The 16,857-nt window shown below is 71.9% G+C and carries 18 protein-coding genes and 2 pseudogenes; 8 read left to right on the plus strand and 12 right to left on the minus strand.

Annotation, left to right across the window (positions count from 1 at the left end):
* The 4 genes from ABT299_RS25535 to ABT299_RS25550 form a co-directional block, all read right to left on the minus strand.
* Positions 1–1,059, minus strand: a 1,059-nt coding sequence (locus tag ABT299_RS25535) for a branched-chain amino acid ABC transporter permease (RefSeq protein ID WP_500252241.1), incomplete at its 3' end; no start/stop codon positions are given.
* Positions 1,052–1,903: a branched-chain amino acid ABC transporter permease gene (locus ABT299_RS25540; RefSeq protein WP_387026473.1), complete on the minus strand. Its 852-nt coding sequence runs from the start codon at positions 1,901–1,903 to the stop codon at positions 1,052–1,054. The genes ABT299_RS25535 and ABT299_RS25540, both read right to left, overlap by 8 nt.
* Before the next feature lie 16 nt (positions 1,904–1,919).
* A complete protein-coding gene (locus ABT299_RS25545) occupies positions 1,920–3,068 on the minus strand; it encodes an ABC transporter substrate-binding protein (protein WP_500252242.1) in 1,149 nt (382 codons plus the stop codon).
* Positions 3,069–3,345: 277 nt separating this feature from the next.
* On the minus strand, positions 3,346–4,068 hold the full coding sequence (locus tag ABT299_RS25550; protein ID WP_190855411.1) for a TetR/AcrR family transcriptional regulator: 723 nt from the start codon (positions 4,066–4,068) through the stop codon (positions 3,346–3,348).
* A 282-nt stretch (positions 4,069–4,350) separates the two neighbouring features.
* On the opposite strand from ABT299_RS25550, the gene ABT299_RS25555 reads away from it, so the two are divergent.
* Positions 4,351–4,647, plus strand: a complete 297-nt coding sequence (locus tag ABT299_RS25555) for a hypothetical protein (RefSeq protein WP_500252243.1) — start codon at positions 4,351–4,353, stop codon at positions 4,645–4,647.
* 163 nt (positions 4,648–4,810) lie between these two features.
* Here ABT299_RS25555 and ABT299_RS25560 read toward each other — a convergent pair whose 3' ends face one another.
* Positions 4,811–5,299 (minus strand): DUF5994 family protein, encoded by a 489-nt coding sequence (locus ABT299_RS25560; protein WP_433135783.1) that lies wholly within the window; start codon positions 5,297–5,299, stop codon positions 4,811–4,813.
* Between the two features lie 207 nt (positions 5,300–5,506).
* On the opposite strand from ABT299_RS25560, the gene ABT299_RS25565 reads away from it, so the two are divergent.
* The gene (locus tag ABT299_RS25565) at positions 5,507–5,887 is read left to right on the plus strand and encodes a DUF2255 family protein (RefSeq protein WP_500252244.1); all 381 of its coding nucleotides are present in this window, start codon (positions 5,507–5,509) and stop codon (positions 5,885–5,887) included.
* An 87-nt stretch (positions 5,888–5,974) separates the two neighbouring features.
* Here ABT299_RS25565 and ABT299_RS25570 read toward each other — a convergent pair whose 3' ends face one another.
* Positions 5,975–6,844 (minus strand): aldo/keto reductase family oxidoreductase, encoded by an 870-nt coding sequence (locus ABT299_RS25570; RefSeq protein ID WP_500252245.1) that lies wholly within the window; start codon positions 6,842–6,844, stop codon positions 5,975–5,977.
* 135 nt (positions 6,845–6,979) lie between these two features.
* Here ABT299_RS25570 and ABT299_RS25575 point away from each other — a divergent pair, with 135 nt between their 5' ends.
* Positions 6,980–7,423 (plus strand): winged helix-turn-helix transcriptional regulator, encoded by a 444-nt coding sequence (locus ABT299_RS25575; protein ID WP_190855422.1) that lies wholly within the window; start codon positions 6,980–6,982, stop codon positions 7,421–7,423.
* A 69-nt stretch (positions 7,424–7,492) separates the two neighbouring features.
* Here the strand turns inward: ABT299_RS25575 and ABT299_RS25580 are convergent, their stop codons facing one another.
* Positions 7,493–8,146, minus strand: coding sequence for a TetR/AcrR family transcriptional regulator (locus ABT299_RS25580; RefSeq protein WP_500252246.1), 654 nt, complete (start codon positions 8,144–8,146; stop codon positions 7,493–7,495).
* A gap of 121 nt (positions 8,147–8,267) precedes the next feature.
* On the opposite strand from ABT299_RS25580, the gene ABT299_RS25585 reads away from it, so the two are divergent.
* Positions 8,268–9,602 carry a cytochrome P450 gene (locus ABT299_RS25585; RefSeq protein ID WP_500252247.1) on the plus strand — a complete coding sequence of 445 codons (1,335 nt, stop codon included), beginning with the start codon at positions 8,268–8,270 and terminating at the stop codon, positions 9,600–9,602.
* A 189-nt stretch (positions 9,603–9,791) separates the two neighbouring features.
* On the opposite strand, the pseudogene ABT299_RS25590 reads toward ABT299_RS25585, so the two are convergent.
* Together ABT299_RS25590 and ABT299_RS25595 are read right to left on the minus strand one after the other, a co-directional pair.
* Positions 9,792–10,292 (minus strand): annotated as a pseudogene (locus tag ABT299_RS25590) (molybdopterin cofactor-binding domain-containing protein); the annotation flags it as partial.
* 103 nt (positions 10,293–10,395) lie between these two features.
* Positions 10,396–10,875 (minus strand): annotated as a pseudogene (locus ABT299_RS25595) (molybdopterin cofactor-binding domain-containing protein); the annotation flags it as partial.
* A gap of 102 nt (positions 10,876–10,977) precedes the next feature.
* Between ABT299_RS25595 and ABT299_RS25600 the strand changes: the two are divergent.
* Entirely contained in the window at positions 10,978–11,265 is a 288-nt protein-coding gene (locus ABT299_RS25600; RefSeq protein ID WP_500252248.1) for a hypothetical protein, read from the plus strand.
* A 43-nt stretch (positions 11,266–11,308) separates the two neighbouring features.
* Here ABT299_RS25600 and ABT299_RS25605 read toward each other — a convergent pair whose 3' ends face one another.
* The 3 genes from ABT299_RS25605 to ABT299_RS25615 all read right to left on the minus strand — a co-directional run bounded on the left by ABT299_RS25605 (position 11,309) and on the right by ABT299_RS25615 (position 13,180).
* Positions 11,309–12,202, minus strand: a complete 894-nt coding sequence (locus tag ABT299_RS25605; protein ID WP_190855428.1) for a DMT family transporter — start codon at positions 12,200–12,202, stop codon at positions 11,309–11,311.
* Between the two features lie 98 nt (positions 12,203–12,300).
* On the minus strand, positions 12,301–12,570 hold the full coding sequence (locus ABT299_RS25610; protein ID WP_387026457.1) for a hypothetical protein: 270 nt from the start codon (positions 12,568–12,570) through the stop codon (positions 12,301–12,303).
* Positions 12,571–12,586: 16 nt separating this feature from the next.
* Entirely contained in the window at positions 12,587–13,180 is a 594-nt protein-coding gene (locus tag ABT299_RS25615; RefSeq protein WP_500252249.1) for a PASTA domain-containing protein, read from the minus strand.
* A gap of 343 nt (positions 13,181–13,523) precedes the next feature.
* On the opposite strand from ABT299_RS25615, the gene ABT299_RS25620 reads away from it, so the two are divergent.
* The 3 genes from ABT299_RS25620 (at position 13,524) to ABT299_RS25630 (ending at position 16,770) form a co-directional block, all read left to right on the plus strand.
* Positions 13,524–14,414, plus strand: coding sequence for an alpha/beta fold hydrolase (locus tag ABT299_RS25620; protein ID WP_500252250.1), 891 nt, complete (start codon positions 13,524–13,526; stop codon positions 14,412–14,414).
* A 2-nt stretch (positions 14,415–14,416) separates the two neighbouring features.
* Positions 14,417–15,220, plus strand: coding sequence for a class I SAM-dependent methyltransferase (locus tag ABT299_RS25625; protein ID WP_500252251.1), 804 nt, complete (start codon positions 14,417–14,419; stop codon positions 15,218–15,220).
* A gap of 101 nt (positions 15,221–15,321) precedes the next feature.
* Positions 15,322–16,770, plus strand: a complete 1,449-nt coding sequence (locus ABT299_RS25630) for a serine/threonine-protein kinase (RefSeq protein ID WP_500252252.1) — start codon at positions 15,322–15,324, stop codon at positions 16,768–16,770.
* Positions 16,771–16,857: the final 87 nt, after the last annotated feature.

Genomic DNA, 16,857 nt, shown 5'->3' on the forward strand with positions numbered 1-16,857 from the left:
CGCGCACCGCCCGGGGGGGGGGGGGGGGCCCGGGGGGGGGGGGGGGGGGGGGGGGGGCGGGGGGGGGGCGGCCGCCCCCGGGGGGGGGTACCGGCGGGAGAGCAGCCGTCCGGCGAGCCGGACGAGCGGGCCGATGAGCCCGCCGGGGACGAACACCACGACGGCGATCAGCAGCGCGCCCTCGATGATCGTCCACTGGGCGGGGAAGTGCTCGTTCAGCTTGGCGCCGGCCAGGCTCATCACGATCGCGCCGATCATCGGGCCGACGATGGTGGCGCGGCCGCCGACGGCGACCCACACCAGCATCGAGGTGGCGAGCGTGAAGCCGAACTGGCCGTCGTTGGAGACGCCGGTCATCATCGCGAACACCGCCCCGGCGAGCGCGGTGACGGCGGCGCCCGCCGTGAACACGCCGATCTTGACGTTGACGTCGTTGTAGCCGAGGTAGCGGGCCCGCGGCGCGTTGTCGCGGACGGCCCGCATCAGCAGCCCGAAGTCGCTGCGCACGACCACCAGCGCCACCGCGACCGTCACGGCCAGCAGCGCGGCGGTGATGTAGTACCAGCCGAGCGGGGTGACGTTCTGGAGGTTGAAGCCGAACAGGCCGTTCTCGCCGCCGCCGAGCGCCGGCGTCTGGTCGTAGACGGTGACGGCGGCCGTGGCGAGCGCGAGCGTCACCACGACGATGTAGAAGTCGTTCGAGCGGCGCGACGACAGGCACAGCCGCGCGACGATCGCGGCCAGGGCGGTCGCGGCGGCGACCCCGACCAGCGTGCCGAGGGCGTAGCGTCCGAACGAGCCGTGCACCTCGGTGACCAGCCCGACGTCGGACAGCACCGTGGTGGCATGGCCGACCGACAGCGCGCCGATGCCGAACCAGAGGGCGTGCCCGAGGTCGGGGACGCCGGCGTACCCCCACACGAAGTCCAGGCTCACCGCGACGATCGCGTACAGGAACGCCTGGGCGAGGAGTTGCTGGTAGTAGGTGCCGGTGAGGTACGGCGCCACCAGCACGACCACGGCCGCCGCCGCCGTCGCGATGACGACCGGCCTAGACATGGGCCCTCCTGAACCGCCGCAGGTCGATGCCGTCCGGCAGGAGGCCGAGCACGATGACGGCCACGGCGATGACGGCCACGGTCGCGTACGCGGGCTTCGACCAGTAGGCGAACCCGACCTGCACGACCGACAGGGTGATGCCGGAGATGACCAGGCCGTGCAGCGTCCGGCCGGACATCATCACCGCGAGGAACGCGGGGATGAGCAGGCTGCCGGCGAAGTTCGGGTCGATCCCGGAGATCGGGCCGAGCAGGACGCCGACGAACCCGGCGAGCGCGCAGCCGAGCACGAACGTCGCCTGCCGGACCAGCAGCGTGTTGATGCCGCTGTCCTCGGCGAGGTCCGGGTCGGCCATGCACATCCGCACCCGGAGCCCGACGCGGGTGAAGCGGGTCAGCGCCCACATCGCCGCCACCAGCAGGATCGCCGCCGCCACCAGCAGCACCCGGTACTTCTGCCAGGTGGTGCCGAACAGGTGGAACGAACCGTGCAGCGGCGTCGCCATGACGCGGCTGTCCGGGCCGTACCGCAGCGTGATGAGCTGGGTCAGGATCAGCGACAGGCCCCAGGTCGCGAGCATCGTCTCCAGCATCCGCTCCCGGACGCGGCGCAGCAGCAGCGTCTCGGCGGCGGCGCCGATCAGGCCGGCGAGCACCGCGGCGGCGAGCGCCCCCGTCCAGAAGCCGAGCCGGGGCCCGACCTCCAGCCCGGTGTAGACGCCGACGGCCATGAAGCCCGTCTGGGCGAGGTTGACGATGTGCATCAGGCCCAGCACGATCGCCAGCCCCATCACGACCAGCAGCGTGGTCGCGCTCGTATTGATCATGCTGATGAGTACGGTCATGCCGGCCCCCGCCCGCTCACTGCCGGCACCCGACGGACGGGTCCGCGGACGGGACGGTCTGCAGCACCGACGAGGCGGCGCCGTCCGCGCCGACCTTCCAGATGCGCATCGGCATCGTCACGTAGCGGTTCGCGCCGGCCGTGAGCGTGCCGCTCGGCGTGTCGGTGGCCGCCGACGACAGGGCCTTCCCGATGGCCGCGGACGTCGGCTTCGCGCCCTTGGGCAGGCCGTCGAGCGCCTTGCCGACCAGCGCCATCCCCTGGTAGGGGAGGATGGCGTCACCCGGGTTCACCTTCGGCGCCGCCGCCTTGAGCGCCGCGACGTAGGCGGTGTTGGCGGCGTTCTGCGCGGACGGGTCGTAGGGGCCGGCGTAGACGGCGCCCGCCGCGGCGGAACCGAGCGCCCGGGCGGTCTTGGTGACCATCTGCATGTCGCCCTGGACCAGCTTCTTCGTGCCCGCGTTCGCGGCGAACTGCTTGTGGTAGGTGATGTTGTCGCCCGCGACGACCGCGCTGAACACCGTGTCGGCACCGGACGAGACGATCTTGGAGATGTCCGGCGAGAAGTCGGAGGTGCCGAGCGGCTCGTAACCGGTGCCGACGACCGTGCCGCCGTGCGCCTCGACCTGCGACCGCACGATGGCGAAGGTCGCCTTCGGCGAGGCCGAGTCGGTGCCCACCAGGTAGAACCTCTTCGAACCGTGCGCGAGCAGGTACTCGATGAGCGGCAGCGCCGCCTGCTTGGGAGAGGGGCCGTAGTTCCACATGTTCGGGAAGCAGAACTCGGTCGCGCCGGTGGCGAACGAGACGTACGGGGTCTTCCGTGCGGCGGCGACGGCCCGGCACGCCTGCGCGTTGGCGGCGGGCTGCCCGGCCACGATCAGGTCGACGTGGTCCTGGTTGACGAAGCGCTGGCACACCTGCGTCGAGGTGGCCGGATCGCTGGCGTCGTCGCCCTTCTTCAGGACGAGCTTCCGGCCGCCGGACTTCTCGTGGACCTTGACGGCGCTCTCGACGCCGCCGGTGAAGCCCCCCGCGTAGAGCGCGGCGGTCCCGGACAGCGGTGCGATGTAACCGATCTTGATGGTCGAGCCGTCGCCGCCCGCCTCGCTCGTCCCGCACGCGGTGAGGGGGAGCAGCAGCGAGGCGGCGGCTGCACCGAGCATCCGCGCACGGGACCTCGGTGGACGGGACGGCGGCGTGGTGAGGGTGGATGGACGGCTTCTCCCGGTGTTGGCGAACATCCGGGTACCTCCTTGGTGACGCGACGCCGCGTAGGGCGCGAAGGAGTGCGTGGGGTGGGGTGCTCGATGCCGCGGACGTCACCGCCGTCACGGCATGCGGGAAGGGCGGGCGCGCGCATGGCGCGCCGCGTCGAACGGGTGGGTCAGAGGGATGGGCGGTGCCCGCGAGGGGCGGGCGGGAGGCGGCCTCGGCGGCCGGTCACCACCAGACGTCGCGGTGGGCGTCCTCGACCACCTCGACGAGCCGGGCGACGGACGGCGCTTCGAGGTCGTCGAAGCGCAGCGGCCGGCCGTCCCGGTGGGCGCGGACGGTGCCCAGCGCCAGGTCGGCGAACTGGGCGGTCACCGCGTCCAGGCCGAGCGCGCCGTCGGCCTTGTACCACTGGGTGACCAGCGTGGTCGAGCGCATCAGCGCGATCCGCGCCAGCGACGCCGACCCGAAGGCGAACACGCCCTCCGCCCGGCCGCGGGTCAGGACGCCGGTCCACAGCCGGTTCGTGAGCGCGCGCTGGCGGCTGATCGCCGGATGGTCGGACCAGTCGCGCGCGTGCAGCTCCTGCTGCAGCAACTGGCCCATCTGCGGATGCTTGACGGGGATGATGATGTGGACGCCGATCAGGGCGGCGAGCTGCTCCTCCGGGCGGTCGACGATCGCGCAGGCGTTCTCCAGCGCCTGGCCGTGCCTGCTGAGCCCCTCCAGCACGAGGTCGCTCAGGGCCTCGTCCTTGGAGCTCAGGTAGTGGTAGAGCATCGAGGTGCTCACGCCGGCGTGCGCGCCGATCTCGCGGATCCCGGTCGCGTGGAACCCCTTCTGGGAGAAGAGCTCCAGCGCCGCCTGCGAGAGCCGGACGCTGGCGGGCGCGCCGTCCGCGGTCCGGCGGCCGCGCCGCCCCCGCGCCGCCCCTTCGGCGTTCCCGCTCATCCGGCCTCCTCGATGCGCTGCGGATTCTGGTCGATCGATCGGTCGATCGAACCGTTGCCGCCGACCGTATCTATCGATCGATCGATCGGTCAATAGGGTCGCCGACGCCGGTGCCGGAAAGCGGGCGGGCTCGTCCCGCTCGAACGCCGCCGCTCGCGGGCGGCGCGAACGTGATCGCGATGTCGGCGCGGGCCGGCGCCCGGGGCGAGAAAGTCGGCGGGGTGGGGCCGCTTATGGTGGAGTGGTGGGCCCGAGGCTGGTGAACCGGGGGAGGTGAGGCCTATGAGCGGGACTCTGCCCGCAGCGTGGATCTCGGGCGCCGACGGCGATCTGATCCGTGCCGATGCGATCGTGGTCCTGCGTCTGGACAGGACCGGGCGGCTGACGGCGCAACTGCGCGACGAGGCGAAGGTCAGCGTGACCCTCCTGGAGGGCGCGCCCGGTGGCGGCCACCCGCCCGCCGACTTCCACCGCGAGCTGGCCCGGATGATCGCCGAGGCGGCGGCCTCCGGGAGCACGCAGTTGATCAGCGCGCGGCATGTGGACGGCGCGTGGCGCTGGATCAGCGAGCCTTTGTAGGCGGTGCGCGCGCGGGGCGTTCAGGAGACGATCAGGAAGACCGCGGCGATGACCGCGCAGACGGCGACCACCGCCACGGCCATGCCGCCGACGAGGCCCCTCATCAGCCCGAGGTACTCGTCCTTGATCGTCATGCGCTCGTCGCCCCTCGCCCGAGCCGGGCTCATGGACGGGCGGCGGAGACGTCGCAGGAGGCGAGGATCTCCCATGGCAGCGGATCGCCGGCCTCGGCCGTCCTGCCCAGGGCCTCCTCAGCGCAGGACCGGGGCGTCTCGGGCGGGATGACCAAGAGGAGGAGCGGCTCGTCACGTCCGCACGCGACCGCGACCATGTGGTCCAGATGGGGAAGCCAGCCCACCCTGATCGCGCGGCCGAGGGCGGTGATGCGGAGCGGGACGTGGTCCCAGTCGTCGAAGTCGATGGTCAGGCGGGTGGCCATGCCCAGCCGGTCGGCCAGGGCGATCACCAGCTCGGGGAGTTCGGCGGCCGCGTCGCGCGACCGGGGCCACCAGCCGCCGTCCATGATCCCGCGCCCGGTGCCGTCCGGCCGCAGGCGCAGCCGGGGCGTCGGCGGCGGGATCAGGGGCGGCACGGCCGTGCCGGGAAGGTGGGCGAGTCGAGTGCTCTGGCGGGCCATCTCGAAGGGCCCCATTCTCGGTCCGGTGAGGACCGGGTCGTGATCCCCGAGGACGGCGCCGGCAAGGCGGCCCGCGCGCGAAATGCCCTCGATCGACCAGCCTACGCCATGCGCCCGGGCAAAACGCTGCCGCGTCCCTGATCGGACCGCGGATTTCGGGGCAACCACGGTAATGGGCACCACTGAACCAACGGGCAACATCGAAACCAGGGGGAGCACACGATGAGCGGCTGGACCAGTCAGGAACTGGAGACGATCGCGAACGCCGACGAACTGCAGATCGCACCGGACCAGGACGACGGCGGGCGGCGCGACCCCACCACGATCTGGGTGGTCGGCGACGGCGACGAGCTCTACGTCCGCTCCTACCGCGGCGGCCAGGGCACCTGGTACCGCACCGCCCGCGCCACCGGCCACGGCCGCATCAGCTCCGGCGGCGTCACCAAGGACGTCGCCTTCACCGACGCGGCCGGCGACCCCGACCTCAACGCCCGCCTCGACACGGTCTACCGCACCAAGTACGGCCGCTACGCCCGCCAGTACGTCGACCCCATGGTCGCCGACACCGCCCGCGCCACCACCCTGAAACTCACCCCGCGCTGAACGGCCGCCGCGGCGGGACCACCGCCGGCGCGAGGGCCCGCCGGAGAATCCAGCAGGATGACCGCCGTGCGGCGATCTTCAACACCGTCACCGACGGCCGATCTTGTCGAGTTCTGCGAGATCGTCGGGGGAGAGCCGCAGTGCCGCGCCCGCGACGTTCTCGTGCAGGTGGGCCGCTGACGAGGTGCCGGGGATGAGCAGGATGTTCGGCGACCGCTGGAGCAGCCAGGCCAGGGCGACGGACATCGGCGACGCGCCCAGCCGGCCGGCCACGGCGGAGAGCGCCGAGGACTGCAGCGGGCTGAAGCCGCCGAGCGGGAAGAAGGGCACGTAGGCGATGCCCTCTTCGGCGAGCTCGTCGATCAGCTCGTCGTCCTGCCGGTAGGCGAGGTTGTACATGTTCTGCACGCACACGATCGGCGCGATCGCGCGTGCCTCCGCGACCTGCTCGGCCGTCGCGTTGCTCACGCCGAGGTGCCGGATCAGGCCCTGCCGCTGGAGTTCGACGAGCGTTCCGAGGGGCGCGGCGAGCGAGCCGGGCCGGGGCCCCTGAGCGTCGCCGAGCCGGAGATCGACCAGGTCGAGCGCCTCGAGGCCGAGATCCTCGAGGTTCTCGTGGACGGCGCGGCGCAGGTCCTCGGGTTCGCGGGCCGGGGGCCAGCCGCCCTGCCGGTCGCGGTCGGCGCCGACCTTGGTCGCGATGTGCAGCGCCTCGGGGTAGGGGTGCAGCGCTTCGCGGATGAGCCGGTTGGTGGAGCGCGGCCCGTAGGCGCCGGCGGTGTCGATGTGCGTGATCCCGAGGTCCCTGACCTCGCGGAGGACGGCGAGTGCGGCGTCGCGGTCGGCCGGCGGGCCCATGACCCCGGGGCCGGCGAGCTGCATGGCGCCGTAGCCGAACCGGGAGACCGTCAGGTCGCCCAGGGTCCAGGTGCCGCCGGGGAGGGAAGGGGAGGACATTCGCTACCTCTGTCTCTGGTGGTGTGCTGGTAAAGGGCCTTGCGGCTCCTCGGCCAGCCTCGGGGAGTAACGTTCTGAAAGGAAGTAGGCACCTGAAAGTGCGTATCGAACCCTGAGGGCGTGAAGGAGCGGGCAGTGGCGACGACGACGGCGGCCCAGCAGCGGGCACGGTCCAAGGTGGAGTACGACGCGTTCCTCGCGGCGTGTCCGAGCCGCGACCTCCTCAACCGGATCTCCGGCAAATGGGTCGCGCTGATCCTCTCCGCCCTCGGCAGCGGCGGTCCGCGCCAGGTGGACGGCGAGTGCGCGGGCGAACCCCGGGCGATGCGCTACTCGGAGCTGTCGCGCATGCTGGCGGGCGTCAGCCAGAAGATGCTCACCCAGACGCTGCGCTCGCTGGAGCGCGACGGACTCGTCAGCCGCACCGTGGTGCCCACCGTGCCCGTCACGGTCACCTACGAGCTGACCGACCTGGGCGTCTCGCTGCACCGCATGGTGCGCGGCCTGAAGACCTGGGCCGAGACCCACATGGACGACGTGATCGCGAACCGCGCGGCGTACGACACCGGGACCGGCTGAACGGCGTCCCGCCGGCGCCGGCGCGCCGGCGCGGCGGCGCGGCCGGAGCGCTGGACGGGCTCGCTCCGGTCAGCGGAGGCGGTGGTGGAGCGGGGCGGCCAGGTCGGTGGTCGCCAGGACCAGGGCCACGGTGTAGTCGATGAGGTGGTCGCGGTCGATGTCCAGCTCGCCGCGGAACCAGGCGGTGAACAGGTCCCAGAGGCCGGCGGTGAGGGTCAGGCCGGTCAGTTCCAGGTCGGTGCCGGGGACGGGGACGCGGTCCAGCGTCTCGTGGGCCTGGGCGGCGAAGATGGCGGCCAGGGTCCGGACGATCTCGACGCGCCGCTGCTGGAGCAGGGGAGAGGACGGGAACGCGCGGGTGAGGATGTGAGCGCGGCGCGGATCGGTGGTCAGGAAGTCGAACACCGCCGTCACCACGGCCCGGGTGCGGGCCTGCGGGTCGCGGGGGGCCTCGCGGGTGGCGGAGAGGATCACGGCGGTGCCCTGGGCGACCTGGTCGTCGACGATCGCCAGCAGCAGGGCGTCGCGGTCGGGGAAGCTCTCGTAGAAGTAGCGGTCGTTGAGCCCGGCTTCGGCGCAGACCTTCCGCACGGTGGTGGCCGCCAGTCCCTGCGTGCCCAGCAGCCGCAGCCCCGCCGCGAGCAGCGCGGCCCGGCGGCGGGCCCGGCGCTGGTCGGCGGGAACGCCGCGGTAGGGGCGCGCGGGGGATGTCTCGGGCGTCACGGCTCCGATTCTGCCGCATCCCCTTGACGCGGCCCGCGAAGCTGAGGACGCTGAACACCGGATATTTCTGGTGAACTGACTCACCAGAAAGCGTCGCGGCGAGACGGGAGCGTGAGGTCCGGTGGCGACGGAGAACCCCCCACAGCCGGCACTGGCGGACATCGACCCGAGCGATCTGCGGTTCTGGGCCCGGCCGCTGGACGAGCGGGCACGGGCCTTCGCGGAGCTGCGCGCCCGGCCGGAACCGGTGTTCATGACCCTGCCCAAGTTGCCGTTCCTCCCGCAGAGCCCCGGTTCCTGGGCGCTGGTCCGCCACGCCGACGTGACCGAGGCCAGCCGCCACCCGGAGATCTTCAGCAGCGAGCCCAGCGCGACCAGCCCGGCGGACATGCCCCGCTGGATGGACAAGTACTTCAACTCGATGATCGACATGGACGACCCGCGGCACGCCAAGATCCGCCGGATCGTCTCCCGGGCGTTCAGCCCCAAGATGCTCGCCAAGGCCGAGGACGACATCGCGCGGCGCGCCGCCCGGATCGTGGACGAGCTGATCCGGGCCGGCGGCGGCGACTTCGTCTCCCAGGCCGCGGCGCGGCTCCCGGTCGAGGTCATCTGCGACATGCTGGGCATTCCCGCCCGGCATCACCGGCGCGTGGTGGAGCTGACCAACATCATCGTCGGCTACAGCGACCCCGAGTACGTCGGCGCCACCGTGGAGTACGGCGGTGGCGGGCCGACGATGGGACGGCTCCCGACGCTCCGCATGCTGGGCACGGTGGCGTCGGCGGGGTGGCGGCTGCACCGGCTGGCCGCCCGGCTCGGGCGGGAGCGCCGGGCGGCGCCCACCGGTGACCTGACGTCGGCGCTGGTGAACGCCAACGTCGACGGGGAGCGGCTGAGCCCGCGCGAGTTCGGCGCGTTCTTCCTGCTGCTCGTCGTGGCGGGGAACGAGACCACCCGCAACGCGATCGCGCACGGGCTGAGGCTGTTCACCGGGCACCCTGAGCAGCGGGAACTGCTGCTGGCCGACTTCGACGGGCGCATCGCGGGGGCGGTCGAGGAGATCGTGCGCTTCAGCAGCCCCGTCATCTTCATGCGCCGCAACCTGACGCGCGACCACGAGATGAACGGCCACACCTACCGCAAGGGCGAGCGGGTCACGCTGTTCTACTGGTCCGCCAACCGCGACGAGACGGTCTTCACCGATCCCGATCGCTTCGACATCACCCGGTCGCCGAATCCGCACGTCGGGTTCGGCGGTCCCGGCCCGCACTTCTGCCTGGGCGCCAACCTCGCCCGGCGGGAGATCACCGTCATGTTCCGCGAGCTGTTCGACCGCCTGCCGGACATCACCGCCGGCGAGCCCGACCGGCTCGTCTCCGGATTCATCAACGGGTACAAGCGCCTGCCGTGCGGCTTCACCCCGCCGACCACCTCCTCCGTGCACTCCGGCTAGTCCTGGTTGGCGTCTCCGACCCAGCGCCTCCCCGACGTAGGACCGACCTCCCAGGTGGGGAAGCGTTTCAGGATCTCCTCCAGGGCGATCCTGCCCTCCAGGCGGGCGAGCGCGGCGCCCGGGCGGCAGGCCCTCGGTCTGGAAGCAGGCGATCGAGGCGATCTCGGCGTAGGACGGCTCGGCGCCCGGTGTGCCGCGCACCCGGGCCCGCCCGGCGGAGAGCTCGATGTCGCCGACGGAGGCATCCAGCCGGTGCGCGGCGATCGCCGTGATGCGCTCCCGCAGGACGGGCGCGGTCTCGGCGATGGCTCCGGCGGTCATCGAGCCGGACCGGCTGCCGCCGGTGCCGCCGCCGAACGGCGTGAGGGCGGTGTCGCCCTGGACAGTGTTGACGTCGGCGATGTCCACGCCGAGGGCGTCCTCGGCGAGCTGGACGACGGTGGTCTCGATGCTGTTGCCGCTCGACCCTCCGGCGACGTACACGTTCACCTTGCCGGCCGGCTCGATCCGGATCGTCGCGCCCTCGGTGGCGTGGACGCCGACACCGCTCGTGGTCGGCTCGATGTAGCTGCACGTGCTGACGCCCAGGTGGCGGCCCTCGGCGCGAGCCCGCGCCTGCTCCTCGCGGAACGCCTCGTAGTCCAGGACGTCCAGCGCGTGCTCGAAGGTCTCCAGCGGCTCGCGCGCCACCGACGCCCGCGGGAGGCGGTGCGTCCGGTGATGTTGGAGAACACCGGCCGTCCTCGTCGAAGGCGATGCGGGCGTCGCCGTGCTCGTGGCGTCCCTGCCCCGCCGCGATGAGGTTCTCCTGCCGGTCCTCGATCCACTTCAGCGGGCCGGGCACCTTGCGCGCCGCGAGCATCACGCACATGTCCTCGCGCTGCGTCACGGCCTTCTGCCCGAAACCGCCGCCGGTGTCGCGCATGACGCCCCGGATGCGGTGCTTGTCCAGCCCAAGCAGCCGGCTGCAGAACAGCCGCGTGTCGTGCGGCCTCTGCGTCGACGCCCAGATCGTCATCTCGCCGCTGGACGGCGACCATTCCGCGACCAGGCCGCGCGTCTCCACGGGCACGGCCGCGTAGCTCTGCTGGTAGACGGTCTCCCTCGCCACATGGGCCGCCCGTGCGAAGACGTCCGCGAGGTCGTCCACCGGGCGTCCGGCGAGGTTCGCCGGCGAGGTTGCGAGGATAGGCGGGGTGCACACGCTCCGCGGACTCGTGCGCCGCCTTGTAGTCGACACTCCCGGGTGGGGGGCCTCGCTCGCCGGATCCACGTCGGCCAGGACCGTCGGCTCGACGAAGTAGCCGTCGCGGACGCGCGACGCACAATCCGCGCGGAACCGACCGATGACGGCGCGGAACGGAACCTCACGGAGGTGCTGCGGGCGACCGATGAGATGCTCGTGCTCTTCGACGGCGTGGCGGACTTCGACGAGATCGTGTTCAAGGCGATCGCCGCGCCGGTCTTCGACCCGACCGCCCGCGCGCTACTGGCGCTCAGCATCACCGGATCCGGCGAGCCGGTCCGCGTCGACCGCGTCCTGACCCTCGGCCGCCGGCTGGTCCAGGCGGCGGGCATCGCGACGCGCCGGTCCCGCGGCCGGGTACCGTGCCGCGACGCGCCCCGTAGCGGCACCGAGCCCGCCGGCGCCTTCAGCGGGTGACACCGTGCCTAGACGGTGGTGAGGCCCGGGTCTCGGGCCGTGGTCAGAGCGAGTTCGCCCCGCTTCGCTCGTCCGGGCTGAGCCGGTCAGGTTCGCGATGGTCGCCGGAGGGCCGGGTGGCGGCGAGGTAGCCGCTGGCCAGGATGAGGGCGCAGCCGGCCAGCTGGACGAGCGTGGGACGTTCGGCCAGCACGATGGCACCGAGTCCGACCGCGCCCACCGGGGTGAGAAGCAGCAGTGTCGCGCCGACGTGCGCGGGAAGCGACGGCGTGGCCAGTGCGACCAGAAGCCAGCCCAGGACCTGGCCCAGGACCGCGACCGCCAGCAGCCAGCCGATGGGGGACCACCCGGGAGCGAGGTCGACGCCGTGCCAGACCGCGCCGATCGCCAGGGACGCGACGGCGGCCGCGACGATCACGTGCAGGTAGGTCTGCCGGGTCAGCCCGCCTTCGCCGGTTCGCCGGAGCAGGAAGAGGAACCCCGAGTAGCAGGCCGCGGCCATGACCGCGTGCAGCGCGCCGGTGAGCGGGTCGGTGCCCATCGCGCCGCCGACGAGCCCGGCGGTCAGGACGAGGCCGGCCAGCAGGAGCGGAAGCGCCAGGGCGAAGCGGCGCCCCGGCGACTCACGGTCGACCACCAGCGCCAGCAGCGGCACCAGCAGCACCTGCATGTTCACGACCACCGTCGAGATCCCCGCGCCGGCTTCGGGGATGGCCTGGGTCCACAGCAGCATGTCGCCCGCCAGCAGCACGCCCGCCGCCCACGCCAGCGCCACGGTTCGCCGGCCCGGGCGGCCGTGGCGGCGTTCCGCCAGCGCCAACGGGACCAGGAGCGGCAGCGCCAGCACGCACCGGTAGAACGAGGCGGTCCCCGGAGAAACGTGGGCCAGGTGCAGCAGCACCGCCGACGCCGACACCGCCAGCGCCCCGACGCCCATGCAGACACCCGGCCACCGCCGCACCCACTCAGGCACCTGAGGCTGACTCGGTCTCCTTCCGGCGCCAGTGCTCATCGGCTCTCCACATCACACGTGTTTCACGGCTCGGGTCGGTCGTCGGGGTCGTACATGACCCATGCCCCGATCAAAGCCGCGACGAGACTCAAGACCACAAGGAGCACGATGCAAAGGCAGATGCCTCGACCAAGCCAAAGCAGCACCGCCGATTGCATCTTGTCGTTGAGGAAGATCAATCCTACTAGTGGAGGAATGAGGGCGAAGGCTCCGATGATCAGGCGCCGGCAGAGCCGTGTGAACCGCTTGCCGATGGCGGCTCGCTCATCCGGCGGTAGATTCGGATCGCGCAAGACCTGCTCCCGAACGCTATTGATCACATGGCCCCGCCGGATCCACGAAGACCACCGACAGCGCCTCTCCGTAGTGGGTGCGCATGCTTTCGCCGGCGGGCGGATCCTGACGGCAGACGACCCGTTCCAGATGGGAGTCACCGTAGCGCGAGCTCGGTTCGCCGTGGAGACTCTGGAATCCGACCCGTTCTCCGATCTGTTTCGCCTGGAAGCCCGTCTTCCCGACGACGTCGGGGACGGTTGGCCAGGCCGTGACACGGCCGTCCGCGGGGCAGGGCACCTGCGGTGGAAGCATCCCGAACTCGACCGTTCTGCTTGCAGCGTTCTCTGTCTGGGTGCAGACGATCCAGGTGCCGGAGTAGGACTCGCCATCGAAGGCGTGGCCGTCGGTCAGGGAACGGAAGACGGTGGTGTAGGAGGGGGCGGCACCTTCCCGTTCCCTGCTGACCGCGTCGAGGGTCTTCCCTTTATAGCTGGGAAGGGCCGCGGAAATCCGCGATGCGGGGGCGTTGGGCGCCGTCCGGTGGGCTTCCTCGTTGCCGGTCGAGCAGGCGGTCAGCGCAAGCGCGGTCATCATGCCGACAATGGCGGAGATGGCACGAGCTCGCATCAGCGGTATCCCTCCATGCTGTCATTGGCGACGTCATCGATGATCATGTCCGATCGGACGCCGGAGCGCCACTCGCTTCTCCACCCTCATGAAGTGCACGGTGCCCGATTCCACCCGGGCCTGGTCGCAGATCGGCGGGTGCGCCACCATCGGCGCGTCGTCGAGCCGGGTCACAGACACGGGGCCGTCAGGGAAGATGCCGCAGCCGGGGCGCTCGTCCCGAAGCCTGCGCACGACCAGCGGCAGCAGCCATGAGTCGCGCGCGTGAGCATGGTTCTCCGCGATCGGGTCAATCGGAAACCATCACTTTCGTCGATGAGCATCCGGGCCTAGCGTGGCGATCGTGACCCATTATCTCTCTAACGGCGAGAAGCTCGTCAAGCGGAGCGACGTCGAGTTGTGCGTCGAGACCTTCGGGGACCCCGCGAAACCCGCGGTCCTGCTCGTCGACGGCGCGGCCGCCTCGATGCTGTGGTGGGAGGCCGACCTGTGCGAGCGGATCGCGCGCGGCGACCGGTTCGTGATCCGCTACGACAACCGGGACACCGGCAGGTCCACCTGCTACCCGCCCGGGCGGCCCGGCTACGAGTTCACGGACCTGGCCGAGGACGCGCTCGGCGTCCTGGACGCATTGGAGGTGGAGCGCGCGCACGTCGTGTGCCGGTCCATGGCAGGCGGGATCGGGCTCATTCTCGGAGTGGACCACCCCGACCGGGTCGTGTCCCTGACGTTCGTCTCCTCCTCCACAGGCGAGGATGGCCTCCCGCCGCCGTCGAAGGGGTTCGCCGATAACGTTCCCGCCGCCCCTGACCCGTCCGATCGCGCCGCCGTGGTGGACTTCGTCGTCGCATCGGCCAAGGCCTATTCGGGTGACTCTCCCTTCTTCGACGAAACCGCCACGCGCGCGCTGGTCGAGCGGGACGTGGCCCGGACCCGCGACATCGCCTCCACCCTCACCAACCACTACGCGATGGACTTCGACGGGGCGGCCCGCGACTTCGGCGACATCAAGGCGCCGACCCTCGTGGTGCACGGTGACCGCGACCCGGCTCTTCCGCTTCCGCACGGGCAGGCGTTGCGCGACGCGATTCCCGGCGCGAAGCTGCTCGTCCTGGAGGGGGCGGGACACGACCTGCCCAGGCCGCTGTGGGACGTTTTCGTACCGGCGCTGATTCGGCACACCGCAAGCGCCTGCGGTGCCGTCCCACCCGGCGCAGACGAGAGGATCCGGTGACGGTGACGTCCGACCAGAGCGACCTGTTCGACTACGACGCGGAGCTTCGCCTGCACAACGAGCTCTTCCGCGCTGCTGCCCGCGTCGGCCCTGACGACCGTGTCCTCGACATCGGGTGTGGCACGGGACAGTCCACGCGCGAGGCAGCCCGCGCAGCCGTCAACGGAAGCGCGCTAGGGGTCGATCTCTCCGCGAGAATGCTCGAACGCGCCCGTCGGCTCAGCGACGAGCAGGGTCTGCGCAACATCACCTACCAACAGGCGGACGCCCAGATCCATCCCTTGCCGCCGGCGCATTTCGACCTCGCCATCAGCAGGTTCGGAACGATGTTCTTCACCGACCCGGTCGCCGCGTTCACCAATATCGGGCGGGCTCTCCGCCCGGCGGCGCGGCTGGTGCTGCTCGTGTGGCAGGACCGCGACCACAACGAATGGGCCTCCGCGATCCGCCGGCCGCACACTGCCGCGACCCCGACGCCCGCCCCTCCCGTCGGCAGCCCGGACCCGTTCTCGCTCGCCGACCCGGCTCGCACCAAGAGCGTCCTGGACGCGGCGGGCTTCACGGAAGTCGGCTTCACCGACGTGCGCGAGCCCGTCTACTACGGCCCGGACACCACCACTGCCTTCGATAATGTGCTCCGTCTTTGGGGCACAGACGTGCTGAACGACCTCGATCCCGGGACGGTCGAACAAGCCCGCACGCGGCTACGTGCCGCCCTGGCCGCCCACGACACCGGCAGCGGCGTCTTCTTCGACTCGCGTGCGTGGATCATCACGGCACGCCGCCAGGCCATGGAGCCACGGTGACCATGCAAAAGGGGCCGGGTGGCCGCATTCGGCCAGCAGAAGGGGGTGCGGTGGCGGCCCGGTAGGGTTTCCAGCGTCCATGATCATGACGGGACGATGGGATGACGGTGACACCGCTGGCTCCAGGCGACCCGCGGACGGTGGGGCGCTACCGGTTGTCGGGCAGGCTCGGCGGCGGCGGCATGGGCGAGGTGTTCTTCGGCCGGTCGCCGGGCGGCCGGCCGGTGGCGGTGAAGGTCGTCCGGCCCGAGCTCGCGGCCGACCCGCTGTTCCGGCGCCGGTTCGGCCAGGAGGTCGAGGCGGCGCGGCGGGTGGGCGGCTTCCACACCGCGCCCGTGGTGGACGCCGATCCCGACGCCGACCCGCCGTGGCTGGTCACGGCCTACGTCCCCGGGCCCTCGCTGATGGAGCTGGTCGCCGCGCACGGACCGCTGCCCGAGCCGACCCTGCGAGTGCTCGGCGCGGGGATCGCCGAGGCACTGGAAGCCGTGCACGGCGCGGATCTGGTGCACCGCGACCTCAAGCCGTCCAACATCCTGATCGCCGACGACGGTCCCCGCGTCATCGACTTCGGCATCGCGCGGGCGGCCGACGTGACCGCGCTCACCCGGGCGGGCGGCGCCGTCGGCACGCCCGGGTACATGGCGCCCGAGCAGGTCACCGGCGAGCCGGTCGGCCCGGCGACCGACGTGTTCGCCTTCGGGGCGGTGCTGTGCTTCGCCGCCGGGGTGCGTCCCTTCGGCGACGGGCCGCCGACCGCGCTGCTGTACCGCGTCGTCCACCAGGAACCCGACCTGTCCGGCCTTCCCGACGGCATCCGCGGACTCGTGGCGGAGTGCCTCGCCAAGGACCCTGAGCGGCGGCCGGACACCGACGGTCTCCTCGCCGCGCTCACCGGCACCGACCTCACGGGGGACTGGCTCCCCGGACCTGCGCGAACCCTCGTGCTCGAAAGGGCCCAGACCGTGGCCTCGGGGCAGACCGCGACGCGGACGCAGACGGAGGTGCGGAGTACGCCCCGGCCGGCCGCACGGGGGACCGCCACCGCGCCCCGCGCGTCCGGAGTCGTCGTTCCCGTTCGCGCGCCGCTCCCCAATCCGCTGCTCATCGTCGGCGCGGTGATGCTCATGGTGGCGGCCGTCGGAGCGGTGATCAACAGGCAGGGCATCGGGCTCCTGTTCATGGCCGTCGCCGTCCCGCTGTTCGTGCGCTGGTTCATCCGGTCGTCGAAGTACGACCCGACCCGTGACGGGCTGCGGATCGACCGCCAGGGCCTGGAACTGCGCACCGGAGCGAGCCGCGTCTCCTACGCGTGGACCGACATCGACCAGATCGCCTTCGGGCGCATCGGCCGGCTCGGCCGGAAAAGCGTCATCGTCCGGCCGTACGCCGGGGTGTCCGCGCAGCACAGAGCCCTGCCATGGTTCCAGCGGGATCCGGAGACCGGCTGGGCGCTCCTCGTCGAGACCCGCCTGCTGGACGCCTCGCGCTCGGTGCTCGCCGAGACCTTCGCCCGGTACGCCTCACAGCGCTGGAGGCCGGCCCCCTGACCGCGCAGGGCGCCCGGCGAGACGCCGAGCGCCCGAACGGTCACCTGCTTCTCATCGCCACTCGCGTTCTCGATCCCGGCGACCAAG

Source organism: Spirillospora sp. NPDC000708 (assembly GCF_040299565.1).
In the GTDB taxonomy this organism is placed as follows: domain Bacteria; phylum Actinomycetota; class Actinomycetes; order Streptosporangiales; family Streptosporangiaceae; genus Spirillospora.

What these genes read in the sequence shown, in the direction of transcription:
- ABT299_RS25540 (WP_387026473.1), bottom strand. Translation starts at nt 1,903, where the DNA reads ATGACCGTACTCATCAGCATGATCAATACGAGCGCGACCACGCTGCTG.
- ABT299_RS25545 (WP_500252242.1), bottom strand. Translation starts at nt 3,068, where the DNA reads ATGCTCGGTGCAGCCGCCGCCTCGCTGCTGCTCCCCCTCACCGCGTGC.
- ABT299_RS25550 (WP_190855411.1), bottom strand. Translation starts at nt 4,068, where the DNA reads ATGAGCGGGAACGCCGAAGGGGCGGCGCGGGGGCGGCGCGGCCGCCGG.
- ABT299_RS25555 (WP_500252243.1), top strand. Translation starts at nt 4,351, where the DNA reads ATGAGCGGGACTCTGCCCGCAGCGTGGATCTCGGGCGCCGACGGCGAT.
- ABT299_RS25560 (WP_433135783.1), bottom strand. Translation starts at nt 5,299, where the DNA reads ATGGGGCCCTTCGAGATGGCCCGCCAGAGCACTCGACTCGCCCACCTT.
- ABT299_RS25565 (WP_500252244.1), top strand. Translation starts at nt 5,507, where the DNA reads ATGAGCGGCTGGACCAGTCAGGAACTGGAGACGATCGCGAACGCCGAC.
- ABT299_RS25570 (WP_500252245.1), bottom strand. Translation starts at nt 6,844, where the DNA reads ATGTCCTCCCCTTCCCTCCCCGGCGGCACCTGGACCCTGGGCGACCTG.
- ABT299_RS25605 (WP_190855428.1), bottom strand. Translation starts at nt 12,202, where the DNA reads ATGGGCGTCGGGGCGCTGGCGGTGTCGGCGTCGGCGGTGCTGCTGCAC.
- ABT299_RS25615 (WP_500252249.1), bottom strand. Translation starts at nt 13,180, where the DNA reads ATGCGAGCTCGTGCCATCTCCGCCATTGTCGGCATGATGACCGCGCTT.
- ABT299_RS25630 (WP_500252252.1), top strand. Translation starts at nt 15,322, where the DNA reads ATGACGGTGACACCGCTGGCTCCAGGCGACCCGCGGACGGTGGGGCGC.